This is a genomic window from Ramlibacter sp. (genome assembly GCF_029866045.1).
In the GTDB taxonomy this organism is placed as follows: Bacteria; Pseudomonadota; Gammaproteobacteria; order Burkholderiales; family Burkholderiaceae_C; genus Ramlibacter.
In genome coordinates, this window is the sequence record NZ_JARXAB010000011.1 from 1 (window position 1) to 11,156 (window position 11,156).

An 11,156-nucleotide genomic window follows, 5' to 3' on the forward strand; every position below is an offset into this window, starting at 1 on the left:
ACACCATGCACCTTCGCAAATCAGGGCGAATTCACGCCGATTTGAGGAGGATTGAAGGTGCAATTGGAGTTCGACAACGTCATCCCGCTGGACAGGGAGCGGCTGCGGATCCCCCCGCATTCCATCGAGGCTGAGTCGAGCCTGTTGGGTGCGCTGTTGTTGGACAACGGCGCCTGGGAGCAGGTCGACGGCATGGTCACCGAGAGCGACTTTTACCGGGGCGAGCATCGCCAGATTTTTCGCGCACTGGCGGCACTCATTGCCGCCGACAAGCCAGCCGATGTGGTGACCGTGTTTGAGGAGCTGCGGTCCCACGGCGATGGCAAGGGCCGTGAGGCCGACGTCGGCGGCTTGCCTTACCTCAACCAGCTGGCCCAGTACGTGCCCAGTGCGGGCAACATCAAGCGCTACGCCGAGCTGGTGCGCGAGCGCGCCATCTTGCGAAAGCTCATCGCGGTGGGTGACCAGATCTCCGCCAGCGGCTTCAACGGCGAGGGAAAGCCAGTTGCCACCCTGCTCGACGAGGCCGAGAAGCGGGTGTTCAAGATTGGGGAGGAGGGCTCCCGCCTCACGCAAGGCTTCCATTCCCTGGAGCATCTGGTGGTGGACCTGATCGCCAAGGTCGAGGAGCGGGCCGACAACCCCAGCGACGTGACCGGTCTGCGCTCGGGCTTCTACGATCTGGACCGGATGACGTCGGGCCTGCAGACGGGCGATTTGATCATTCTGGCGGCGCGGCCCAGCATGGGCAAAACGAGTTTTGCGATCAACATCGCCGAGCATGTGGCGCTTCATGAGCGGCTGCCCGTCGCCGTGTTCTCGATGGAGATGGGCGCCGCCCAGTTGGCGGTGCGCATCGTCGGGTCGATTGGTCGCATCAACCAGACCCACCTTCGAACCGGCCGACTGGCCGACGAAGAGTGGCCGCGTTTGGCGGAGGCGATTGACCAGCTGCGCGGGGTGCAGTTGCACATCGATGAGACGCCGGGCCTCACCGTCAGCGAGCTGCGGTCCAACGCCCGGCGGCTGGCCCGGTTGGGGGACGGCAAGCTCGGCTTGATCGTCGTCGACTACCTGCAGCTCATGACGACCAGCGCGGGTTCCAGCGAGGAAAACCGCGCCACTGCCCTGGGCGAGATTTCGCGCGGACTCAAGATGCTGGCGAAGGAACTGGCTTGCCCGGTGATTGCGCTCTCACAACTCAATCGCGGCGTGGAGCAGCGCACCGATAAGCGGCCGATGATGAGTGACCTGCGCGAGTCGGGTGCCATTGAGCAGGACGCCGACGTCATCATGTTCATTTACCGCGACGAGTACTACACCAAGGAGGCCTGCAAGGAGCCCGGTGTGGCAGAAATCATCATCGCCAAGCAGCGCAACGGCCCCACCGGGACGGCCAGGCTCGGGTTCGTGAACACGCAAACCAAGTTTCAGAACCTGGCGTTGGCAGACTGATGTTGGTCGACTGATGTTGGCCGACCGATGCGTTCGGGTTCTTCCCGCAATGCCTTCCACCACTGACAGGAGTTGTCTGTGTCCTTCTTCAAGCGCCTGATTGGAGTGTCCGACGATCACTGTGGCGAGGTCGTCACCCGAGCCAGCGACCACACCTGGGTCTCGACGTCGGGGGAGGTCATCAACCAGGTGAGCGACCGGGTGGGTTTATCGTCTTCGGGGACGGTGTACACGCGGACGGGCGTTGGCAATGTGGTCGGTAGCGATGGAAGCCTGTTCACTGGATTTGCCGACCCCGACGAGCCATGACGCGGCGGAGAAGGCAGAGGCCTGCGAAAGCGGGGACAAGTTGGCGCTTGACCTATCAAAATGATAGGATCTGCTCCAATGAATCAGCCGTCCCATCGGCAGTTTGAGCGCCACATTCGCAAATCGGCTGCGGATTCAGCTCATGTCGCCTGGACGGTTCATGCTGAGCTGCGAATGCGGCAGCGCAAGATCAATAAGGCAATGGCTCTGGAGGTCCTGAGGCAGGGCGTGGTCACCCGGCCGCCCGAGCCGGAAATGGCTTTGCCGGGCCTCAAGTGCCGGATGGAGCGCTTCGTCGCGGGCGTGCAGGTGGCCGTCGTCGTCTATGTGGAATATCCAGCGCCTGAGTTAACGGTCGTGACGGTGATCGATGTGAATGGAGTTTGAGCGATGTACCACTACACCGACGGGGGACTGAAGAACGTTTGGCTGTTCAACGGCTACACGGTGCACAAGACGCCCTATGGTGAGGCGGTTGCTGTCCGTGACGCCGACGGCCTCACGCGCGCCATTTGTCTTGCCCTCACAAAAAAGGCGGCGCCCCTGACGGGGACTGAGTTCAGGTACATCCGCCAGGGTGGCATGCTGTTGTCGCAGCCTGCGTTGGGAAAGATGATGGGGATCGACGGTCAGTCCGTGGCCCGTTGGGAGAAGTCCGGCCGCCTTCCGAAGTGGGCCGACAAATTCGTCCGGCTCCTTTATGGCGCGCATGCGAATGGCAATGAGCCGATTCGCTTGGCCGTTGACCGAATGCAGACGGTAGAGCGTTTAGTCAAGCAAAGGATCGTCGTGCGCGAATTCCGAACCGGCTGGAAACCACAGCTCGAGGAAGCGTCGACAGATCCCGCCTGACCGGCGACGGTTCAGTCGGCCAGCGGCCGGCGTGCCCGCAGCATCGGGCGTAGATGACGCCGCTCGGCAACCGGGCTACTGGGTAACTCGGCGACCGGGGGACTTGACGCTCAGTCGACGTAGCGCCCCACCGCGGCCAGCAGTTTTTGCTGCACCTTCTGCCGCAGGGCCTGCGGTCCGATCACCTGCACGTCGGGCCCGAATCGCAAGATGTCACCAATAAGCTCACGGTCGTCGGCGTAGGGGATGGCCAGCTCGTAGGAACCGTCTTCCAGTGTGCGGCTTTCCTGCTCCGGGTGCCACTGCTCGCCCGCCACCCAGCGGGCCCGCTCGGGTGTGAAGCGAAGCCGCGCCCAAGCCTGGGGCTTGCCAGCGAAGATGCCGTAGGAGTGGTAGACGACGGCGTCGATCTCCTCCGGCGCCATGTCCTTGGCCTCGTCGTCCAGCACGCGCGGTTCCTCGACCGCATCGACCGCGAAACTGCGCAGTGCATGGCGCAGGTGGCACCACGCGTCCAGGTACCAGTTGTCCCGATAAAGCACCAGGCGCTGAGGCGACACCTCTCGTTCCACCCGCTCCCCACTGGCCCGGTTGAAGTGCACGAAGTGCAGGCGGCGCCGACGCATGGTGGCCGAGGCTGCGGCCTCGAGAGACTGCGGCAGCACGTTGCGTTTGCCGGCGTGGACGATGCGTACCCGCTGGGCCATTTCCCGGTCACTCAGGCCATGGGTCTTGAGCAGGTCGGCCAGACGCGTCTTGATGGGCGCCAGGGTGTCGGCAAGGAGGCCCGGCTGTAGCTGAACCAGCAATTGTTGGATGGTGGCCAAGGCGACCAGCTCCTGGGGTGTGAACCACATCCCGGGCAGGGGGCTGGCGCCGTTTCCCTCCAGCACATAACCGCCACGCTCCCGGTCGAAGACGATGGGCATGCCCAGTTGGTCACGCAGCTTGGCGATGTCGCGCTTGAAGGTGGCGAGAGAAATTTCCAGTTCGTCCAGGAACTCCTGAGTGGGCACTGCACGCCGGGTGCCGAGGAGGGTTTGATAGCGGTAGAGGCGGACGGATTCGCTCATGAACTTCCTCGAATTGCGCTTGCCTGGCTGGGGGTTGGTTGCCAGAGTCTTGGAGTCTGTGCCCACACCGGGTCACCGCCTGAGCCAACGGAGCACGCGTTTTGGCAGGGCGGGCTGGATGAAATTCCAGCAAACGGGCTCACTTGGCGAGCTTTACCTATTTGCCAAATCGGAATTGGTTATCCCATTGAAAGTAATGGTCATTCAGCATATAAATGGAAAGTTGCGTCATTATTTAAGCAAATCTGTTTGAGCCAATCCCGGGGATTTTGCGGGAAAACCCGAAGTCAATGATTCCCCCTAAGCTCAAAAACTGAGCGTCCAAACCCCCAACATTCTTTTTTCTAATAACAGATATTGTGTTGTTGTAGTTCGTGGAAATTCAAGCCTCTTCGTCTTGCATTCACCCGTCCGCTATGTGCGGCACGTCTCTTGGTGCCATGCGCACATTGAATTGACATGGGACGCACGGAAAGGATCTTCAAACTCGCAAACCTGCTGCGCGATCGCAAGCGTTTGCGCTTTGACGAGATGCTCGTTCGCATGGAGGTCTCGCCGGCAACGCTCAAGCGTGACCTCAAGTACTTGCGCGAGCAGTTGGGTACGCCGGTTGAATACGATGCCTTCGAGCGCACCTACCAAGTGGCCGAGTCGCCCCTGCGCCCACGCCAGGAAATGCCAGGCATTTGGTTCAGTGAAGCCGATTTGTCTTCGCTGCTGCTGGCCCAACGCCTGCTTTCGGAGATTGATCCCTCGGAGGGTTTGGCCCCGCGCCTGAAAGATATGTTGCAGCGGGTGCAGGCGCTGCTGTCGTATTCGGATGGCAGTTGGGAGCTGGCCGACCGCATTCGATTTTCAATGCCAGGCAAGCGTGCGGTAGACGCCGCAGCGTTCGACAAAGTGACGACGGCGCTGATGCAGCGCAAGCGCTTGCGCCTCGTGTATTCCGCCCGGTCTGACCAGGCCGAGGCGGTGAAACACATTTCACCCCAGCGCTTGGTCCACCACCGAACCTGGTACCTGGACTGCTGGTGCCACGAATTGCAGGAACTTCGCCGAATCGCCCTGGATTCAGTCGCCGAGTTGACGGTGATGGAGGAGGCGGCTGTGGAGATCCCCTTGGCCGAAGTCGAGCGCTTGATGGACGGTGGCTACGGCGCTTTTCCTGGTGAACCCAATCACTGGGCTGTGCTGGTCTTCTCTGCCGAGGCGGCGCAGGTCGCCGGCAAGGAGCAGTGGCACCCGATGCAGCGAGTTCACTACTTGGACGATGGGCGGTTGCAGTTGATGCTGCCCTACGATAAGCCGCAAGATTTGGTGATGGACATCCTGCGCTACGGCGCCCAGGTGGAAGTGGTGGGTAACGCCGCCTTGAGATTGGCCGTAGAGACAGCGGCGCGTGCCATCTGCGCGCTTTACGCCTAACATCTCGTCCATCCGCCCGCAGATCCACGCTTGCAGCGAGGAGCCCCCCAGGGACTGCTGCCCGGGCATACACAAGCCAGTGAGACAAGACCATGCGTGACATCCAGCGTAGAACCTTTGTGGTGGCGGCATCTGCTGCAGCCGCCAGCCCCCTTGCCTGGGCCCAGGGCGCTTACCCTGCGGCCAAACCGATCCGCTACATCGTCCCCGTGGCGGCTGGCGGTGGCGCGGACATGATTGCCCGCAACACCTGTGAGCGTCTGGCCAAGGTGCTGGGGCAGGCCATCACCGTGGAAAACATTGCCGGCGGCAGCGGTGTCATTGCCTCTCAGACGACGGCGCGCGCCGCCCCCGATGGCTACACCCTGATCCAAGCCTACGTGGCAACCCACGGCACCGCGCCGGCCACCCGCAAGCTCCCCTTTGACGCGCTGAAGGACTTCACCCCCATCGGGATGATCGGTACCGCACCCAACGTCCTGTGCGTGAACCCCGGCGTACCGGTGCAAGACCTCAAGTCCTTCGTCGCCTATGTCCGTGCCCGGCCTGGCAAGCTCGCGTATGGGTCGGCCGGCGCGGGTACCTTGACCCACCTGGTGGGCGAGCTGTTCAAGTTGCAGACGAGCACCTTCATGACCCACATCCCCTACCGGGGAGCGGCGCCCGCCATCGTGGACCTCATCGCTGGTCAGACCCAGGCCTCCTTCCCCAGCCTGGCCGGTGCCTCGCCCCATATCCGCAACGGTCGCATCCGGCCGCTGGCCGTCACTGGCCCGAAGCGGCACCCGCTCTTTCCCGAGGTTCCCACCTTTGCGGAGTTGGGCCTGCCAGGCTTCGACGGCGAGCAGTGGTACGGCATCATGGGTCCGGCCGGACTGCCGGCGCCGGTGACCAAGACCCTGGTCGACGCGCTGGGCGCCGTGCTGGCGCAGCCAGACTTTCAGGAGAAGCTCTCGGCCGAGGCGGTCGCCCTGCGACCCATGACGCCAGAGGTGTTCGCCGCCTACATCAAGGCCGACATCGAGCGCTGGACCAAGGTTGCGCGCGAGCGCAAGTTAGACCTCGAGAGCTAGACCTCGAGAGCTAGACCCCCGGGCGTCTGGTCGCGGCTTGCAGGGCTCAGGGGCCCGCTAAAAAGCCGTCCCACACCAGCTTCAAACCGGTGAGGAACATGCCTACGTAGATCAGCCGGTAAAACAGCTCAGGCTGTATGCGATGCGCGACCCGCACGCCGATCCACACCCCCACCGGCGCCAGCGGCAGCAGGGCCAGCGAGGTGGCCATATTGGTCATGTCGAGCAAACCGAGCGCGGCATAGGGGACCCATTTGCTCAGGTTGATGACGAAGAAGAAGAAGGACAGGGTGGCGGTGAACACCAGGGGCCTGAGCTTCAGTGGAATGACGTAGGCATTGATGGGTGGCCCGCCCGCGTGCGCGATAAAGCTGGTAAAGCCCGAGCAGGCCACGAGGATGCCGCCCAGCCACCGGGGGGGAGGTTGGCTATCCGGCCGCGGCGGCCAGAGCAGGCGTTGCGCCAGAAAGGCCAGGGTGGACACGCCCACCAGCCCGGCCACCCAGCGGGCGTCGAGCAGTTTGAACAAGAGCAGCCCGATGAGAATGCCCAGGAGCCCGAAGGGCAGCATGAAGCGAAGCAGTGCCTTGTCAAAATGACCGCGGAAGGCGTGCATGCCTTGCAGGTCCATCACCAGCAGCACCGGCATGAGAATGGCCGCCGCCTGGGGCACCGGCACCATGAGGGCGATCATGGGTACCGCCAGCGACCCGAACCCGGAACCGAACCCGCTCTTGCTCATGCCCAGCAAGAGAACTGCGGGCGCGGCTACCGCATAGAAGGCGGGGTCGGTAATCAAGGTGCGGTACGAGTCGGAGCCTGCTTACTCCGGCTTGGCCCCCGAGAAGCGCACCACCTGACCCCAGCGATCAATCTCGGCCTGCACGAAACGCGAGAACTCCTCCGGCGGGTTGCCCACCGCCGTGGCGCCGTCGCTTTCGATCCGGCGGCGAACATCCGGGCTTTGCACCGCCTGACGGGCCACATCGGAGAGGCGCCGGGTCAGGGCCGGCTCCATGCGACCGGGCCCAAACAGGCCGAACCAGGCGCTCGACTCATACCCCGGCAGTGCCTCGGCGATCGCCGGCACGTCGGGGAACTGCGGCAGGCGCTGCTTGCTGGTGACGCCCAGTGCCTTGAGCCGCCCGGCGCGGATGTTGGGGATGGTGTTGACCAGGGGGGCGAACATCAGGTCGACCTGGCCAGCGATGACGTCTTGCACCGCCGGGGCCGTGCCCTTGTAGGGGATGTTCACGATGAACAGTCCCGACTGCATCTTGAACAGGTCGCCCGCCAGGTGCAGTGAGGAGCCGACGCCGCCGATCGCGAAATTGAGCTTGCCCGGACGGGTCTTGGCGTACTGAATCAGCTCCTTCACGTCCTTGACCGGCAGGGAGGGGTGGCCTACCAGCACCGAGGGCTGGGTGGCCACGCAGGTGAGCGCGGTGAAGTCCTTGATCGGGTCAAAGGGCAGGGTGGGGTAGAGCGAGGCGTTGATGGCATGGCTGGTAAAGCTCATGAGGAGGGTGTTGCCATCGGGCGCCGCCTTGGCCACCGCGTCGGCTGCCAAGTTGCCACCGGCGCCGGCGCGGTTCTCGACGATCACCTGGCGCCCGAGCAGTTTGCCCATTTCGGTGCCGACGGCACGTGCCAGGGTGTCGGTTGATCCGCCCGGGGAGGCGCCCACCAGGATGCGGATCGGGGTGCTGCTGCCAGCAGCCGTCTGCGCCCAGGCAGCGGGGGTGGCCCAGGCGGCGCCAAGCAGGGCACTGCCTTGGGCGAGCCATTGACGGCGTGAGGGATGATGTGGGTTTTGCTTGCTCATAAGCGTGGCTCCGTGATTCATGGGAGGCCGGTGTTGGGCTGGCCTGCATCGGTCTCTCTTTTTTGGAAGTGCGACTTTAGCGGAGCGGCCTGGGGGCCGCCGCCCGGCGATCGAACAACCCCGCCTCACTCCAGTTCAGAGACCCGCACGCCCTTCACGTTGCGGCGAGTCTCGACCAGAGCCCGCAGTTGCTCCCGCAGCGCGCGGGCCTCTGGCACGGCGCGGATTTGGGTTTGGGGGGACAGCTTGTCGGAGGAGATCACCACCACATGGGCCAGGCCCACCAGCCTGAGCCAGAAGGGCTGCTCGAACTGGGTGTCGGTCACCCGATACAGCTCGATTTCAGTGGTGGTTTTATTCAGCACGCCCGAGTGCAGCTTGAGCCGCTCGCTGGTCAGCTCGTACTCTTCGTTGCGCACCACCAAGTAGCGCCACAGAATGACGCCCGCTGAAATTGGCAGCAGTACGACGGTGAGCGCCAGCAGCCCCCAAAGCAGGAACGCCGGGAAGTTGACCCACTGGGAAGTGCGGCCTTGCCAGACGTTGGTCTCGTTGGAATTCATTTTTGTTTTGCCTGTTTTTCGGGGTCTCGCTCCGGGACCCGCAGCAACCCTTGGCAGTATAGAGAGGCGCCTTTGCGCTATAAAACGCGGTGGCGGGTCCTGCCGGCCCCCGCCCTTTCTGGCGGCCGGGTTTGGGCAACCCCCGCATTCAACAACAAGGAGACCCTGCATGACCTCGTTCCTCTCGCGCCGCCACCTGGCGCGCGCCGCTCTGCCTGCCCTGCTCGCCCTGCCCCTGCTGGCCCCGCTGGGTGCCCAGGCCCAGTCCGACTGGCCCAGCCGGCCGGTGACCTGGGTCAATCCCTTCGCGGCCGGCTCTGCGGTCGACGTGGTGGCCCGCATCGTGGCGCAGAAGATGGCGGCCAACACCAACCAGGGCATGAACATCGACAACAAGACGGGGGCCAGCGGCAACATCGGCACCGAGTTTGCTGCCCGCTCCAGGCCCGACGGCTACACCCTGCTCCTGGGCTCCCCCGGCACGATGGCGATCAACCCCTATCTGTTTGCCAAGCTCCCCTACGACGCCCTCAAAGACTTCGTGCCGGTGACGCAACTGGTTTCCTTCCCCCAGGTGGTGGTGACCAGCCCCAAGCAGGCCTTCAAGAGCCTGCCCGAGTTCATCGCCACCGCCAAGGCGCAGCCGGACAAGCTGGCCCACGCCTCCTCGGGGGCGGGCACCACCTCCCATCTGGTGATGGAGTTGGTCAAGGCCGACGCCGGCATCAAGCTGACCCATGTGGGTTATCGCGGCGGTGCGCCAGCGGTTCAGGCAGTGATGGCCGGTGACGTGCAGGTGGGCGTGGAGGGCTTGCCTTCGCTCGTGGGGCAGATCAAAGCGGGCGCGGTGGTCGCCCTCGGGGTGACGTCCCTCAAGCGCTCACCCCAGTTGCCGGGTGTGCCGGCGATTTCGGAGTCCATCCCCGGCTTCGACGCTACCGCCTGGATTTTGCTGATGGCGCCGGCAGGCACCCCCCCGGCGGTGGTGAGCCGCATCCACGCCGAGGTGAAGAAGGCGCTGGACGACCCGGGCGTGCGCCAGCAGCTTGAGGCGCAGGGCGCCACCATCATCGCCTCGACGCCGGCGGAGTCCCTGGCTTTCCAGCGCAACGAGATGGGCAAGTTCAAGCGCGCGGTCGAGATCTCCGGCGCCAAGGCCGAATAAGCGCTCGCCAATCGGGGCGGCCTGATCGGGTCGCTCCGTGGGTCGCCCCGCCAGCGAAATCTCTTCGCGGGGTGCCCCGGGGGCGAAGGCAACCGCGGGGCCTGTTCAGTCCTTGACCAGCGCCTGCGCCACCCGCCAGCCCAGACCGAAGGCCTGGGCCAGGCCATTGCCTGGCAGGTAGCCGTCTGCGCCGCGGCCCGAGAGGCCGGCGGCACTCCCGCCGACCGCATACAGACCGGACATCACCTCGCCGCTGTGGTGCAGCACAGCGCCGTCGTCTCGCGTGAGCAAGCCTCCCTGGGTGTGCGAGAGCGCGCCGGTCACCCAAGAGGCCTTGAAGGGCGCGGCAAGCGCACGCGCAAACTCGCGGCGACCCAGCGGGTCAGCCTGCTCGCCCCGGGCGCAGGCGCCGGCGTCTGCCACCGCCTTCGACAAGGCCACCGGATCGACGCCCGCTTGCATTGCCAGGCCTTCGAGGCTGGGGTCGGTCATCACGCAGCCGGCTCTGAGCGCCTGCTGGTAGGCCCCATGGTTTCCCAACTGGGCCTCGATCGCCGCGTCGAACACCTCGAGGGCTTGCCCGCCCTCTTGCGCCAGCACATGCGGTGCGAGGCCCGACGGGCCGATGTCCTCGGCGATGAAGCGCTGCCCCTGCCGATTGACCAGGATTCCGCCCAGCGTCGGGATCGACATGCCCAGGCGGGTCACACCGCCGGGGTTGGTATGGCCCTGGCCCTGGTAGCCGTCCATGCCCCAGACCTGCGCGCCCCAGTCCAGCCCGAGCTGCAGCACGCTGCCGTCCTGGGTGGGTGAGCCGTTGTGCAGGGCGCCGGCCATGCCCGGGATGAAGCGGGCCACCAGCTCGGTGTTGGCACCGAAGCCGCCGCCGGCCAGCACCAGCTGCGGCGCGCGAATGCGGCCTGCGGGCGTTTGCAGTTCAAAGCCGGCAGTCCCGCGCGTCACCTCGGCCCGGTGCCTGACCCACTCGATGCCTGCTTTCCCGCTCGAGGCTTGCCGAAACCAGGCGTGCAGGGCTGCGCCCGAGGCCGGCACCACGCTGTGAAAGCGGGTCCGGCTGTGGCCCGGGGCCACCATCTCAGGCAGGAAGCGGATCGGCGCGCCACAGGCCTGCACCAGCATCTCGCTGGCCGCAGGCAGCGCCAGCGCCACGGCCTCGGCAATGTTCTCGTTGACCATGCCTGGCGCGAAGGCGCGCAGGTCAGCCAGCCAGGCCTCGGGGCTGTCTTCCGCGCCGGCAGCGCGCTGCAGCGCGGAGCCGGCAGCCGGGAACAGACCGCCGCTGATGGCGAAGTTGTTGGGGGTGTCCGCCATCGGCTCGAAGAGCGCCACGCGCAGGCCGCGCGCTTGCGCGGCGAGCGCGACGAACATGCCGGCAGCGCCAGCGCCGAGGATGGC

13 protein-coding genes are annotated in these 11,156 nt (G+C 65.0%); 8 read left to right on the top strand and 5 right to left on the bottom strand.

Annotated elements, in window-relative coordinates; genetic code table 11:
* Positions 1–57 precede the first annotated feature (57 nt).
* The 4 genes from dnaB to QE494_RS00625 all read left to right on the top strand — a co-directional run bounded on the left by dnaB (position 58) and on the right by QE494_RS00625 (position 2,616).
* Positions 58–1,455, top strand: a complete 1,398-nt coding sequence (dnaB, locus tag QE494_RS00610) for a replicative DNA helicase (protein ID WP_300040433.1) — start codon at positions 58–60, stop codon at positions 1,453–1,455.
* Positions 1,456–1,533: 78 nt separating this feature from the next.
* Positions 1,534–1,764: a hypothetical protein gene (locus QE494_RS00615; protein ID WP_300040435.1), complete on the top strand. Its 231-nt coding sequence runs from the start codon at positions 1,534–1,536 to the stop codon at positions 1,762–1,764.
* A 78-nt stretch (positions 1,765–1,842) separates the two neighbouring features.
* Complete coding sequence (locus QE494_RS00620; RefSeq protein ID WP_300040437.1) at positions 1,843–2,151, top strand: DUF4258 domain-containing protein; 309 nt, start codon at positions 1,843–1,845, stop codon at positions 2,149–2,151.
* A gap of 3 nt (positions 2,152–2,154) precedes the next feature.
* Positions 2,155–2,616: a hypothetical protein gene (locus tag QE494_RS00625; RefSeq protein WP_300040439.1), complete on the top strand. Its 462-nt coding sequence runs from the start codon at positions 2,155–2,157 to the stop codon at positions 2,614–2,616.
* Positions 2,617–2,726: 110 nt separating this feature from the next.
* Here QE494_RS00625 and QE494_RS00630 read toward each other — a convergent pair whose 3' ends face one another.
* Complete coding sequence (locus QE494_RS00630; RefSeq protein ID WP_300040442.1) at positions 2,727–3,689, bottom strand: YafY family protein; 963 nt, start codon at positions 3,687–3,689, stop codon at positions 2,727–2,729.
* Between QE494_RS00630 and QE494_RS00635 the strand changes: the two genes are divergently transcribed.
* The 3 genes from QE494_RS00635 to QE494_RS00645 all read left to right on the top strand — a co-directional run bounded on the left by QE494_RS00635 (position 3,688) and on the right by QE494_RS00645 (position 6,187).
* On the top strand, positions 3,688–3,942 hold the full coding sequence (locus QE494_RS00635) for a hypothetical protein (protein ID WP_300040444.1): 255 nt from the start codon (positions 3,688–3,690) through the stop codon (positions 3,940–3,942). The genes QE494_RS00630 and QE494_RS00635 overlap by 2 nt on opposite strands.
* A gap of 206 nt (positions 3,943–4,148) precedes the next feature.
* Entirely contained in the window at positions 4,149–5,114 is a 966-nt protein-coding gene (locus tag QE494_RS00640) for a YafY family protein (RefSeq protein WP_300040446.1), read from the top strand.
* A gap of 92 nt (positions 5,115–5,206) precedes the next feature.
* The gene (locus tag QE494_RS00645) at positions 5,207–6,187 is read left to right on the top strand and encodes a tripartite tricarboxylate transporter substrate binding protein (protein WP_336619417.1); all 981 of its coding nucleotides are present in this window, start codon (positions 5,207–5,209) and stop codon (positions 6,185–6,187) included.
* Positions 6,188–6,233: 46 nt separating this feature from the next.
* On the opposite strand, the gene QE494_RS00650 is transcribed toward QE494_RS00645, so the two are convergent.
* The 3 genes from QE494_RS00650 to QE494_RS00660 form a co-directional block, all read right to left on the bottom strand.
* On the bottom strand, positions 6,234–6,986 hold the full coding sequence (locus QE494_RS00650; protein WP_300040448.1) for a sulfite exporter TauE/SafE family protein: 753 nt from the start codon (positions 6,984–6,986) through the stop codon (positions 6,234–6,236).
* Positions 6,987–7,010: 24 nt separating this feature from the next.
* A complete protein-coding gene (locus QE494_RS00655; protein ID WP_300040450.1) occupies positions 7,011–8,012 on the bottom strand; it encodes a tripartite tricarboxylate transporter substrate binding protein in 1,002 nt (333 codons plus the stop codon).
* Between the two features lie 125 nt (positions 8,013–8,137).
* Positions 8,138–8,575 (bottom strand): PH domain-containing protein, encoded by a 438-nt coding sequence (locus QE494_RS00660; protein ID WP_300040452.1) that lies wholly within the window; start codon positions 8,573–8,575, stop codon positions 8,138–8,140.
* A gap of 169 nt (positions 8,576–8,744) precedes the next feature.
* Here QE494_RS00660 and QE494_RS00665 point away from each other — a divergent pair, with 169 nt between their 5' ends.
* Positions 8,745–9,740 carry a tripartite tricarboxylate transporter substrate binding protein gene (locus QE494_RS00665; protein ID WP_300040454.1) on the top strand — a complete coding sequence of 332 codons (996 nt, stop codon included), beginning with the start codon at positions 8,745–8,747 and terminating at the stop codon, positions 9,738–9,740.
* A 105-nt stretch (positions 9,741–9,845) separates the two neighbouring features.
* On the opposite strand, the gene QE494_RS00670 is transcribed toward QE494_RS00665, so the two are convergent.
* Positions 9,846–11,156 (bottom strand): FAD-binding protein (locus QE494_RS00670; RefSeq protein ID WP_300040456.1); only part of this gene is annotated, 1,311 nt, incomplete at its 5' end.

What these genes read in the sequence shown, in the direction of transcription:
- QE494_RS00620 (WP_300040437.1), top strand. Translation starts at nt 1,843, where the DNA reads ATGAATCAGCCGTCCCATCGGCAGTTTGAGCGCCACATTCGCAAATCG.
- QE494_RS00625 (WP_300040439.1), top strand. Translation starts at nt 2,155, where the DNA reads ATGTACCACTACACCGACGGGGGACTGAAGAACGTTTGGCTGTTCAAC.
- QE494_RS00635 (WP_300040444.1), top strand. Translation starts at nt 3,688, where the DNA reads ATGAACTTCCTCGAATTGCGCTTGCCTGGCTGGGGGTTGGTTGCCAGA.
- QE494_RS00630 (WP_300040442.1), bottom strand. Translation starts at nt 3,689, where the DNA reads ATGAGCGAATCCGTCCGCCTCTACCGCTATCAAACCCTCCTCGGCACC.
- QE494_RS00640 (WP_300040446.1), top strand. Translation starts at nt 4,149, where the DNA reads ATGGGACGCACGGAAAGGATCTTCAAACTCGCAAACCTGCTGCGCGAT.
- QE494_RS00645 (WP_336619417.1), top strand. Translation starts at nt 5,207, where the DNA reads ATGCGTGACATCCAGCGTAGAACCTTTGTGGTGGCGGCATCTGCTGCA.
- QE494_RS00655 (WP_300040450.1), bottom strand. Translation starts at nt 8,012, where the DNA reads ATGAGCAAGCAAAACCCACATCATCCCTCACGCCGTCAATGGCTCGCC.
- QE494_RS00660 (WP_300040452.1), bottom strand. Translation starts at nt 8,575, where the DNA reads ATGAATTCCAACGAGACCAACGTCTGGCAAGGCCGCACTTCCCAGTGG.
- QE494_RS00665 (WP_300040454.1), top strand. Translation starts at nt 8,745, where the DNA reads ATGACCTCGTTCCTCTCGCGCCGCCACCTGGCGCGCGCCGCTCTGCCT.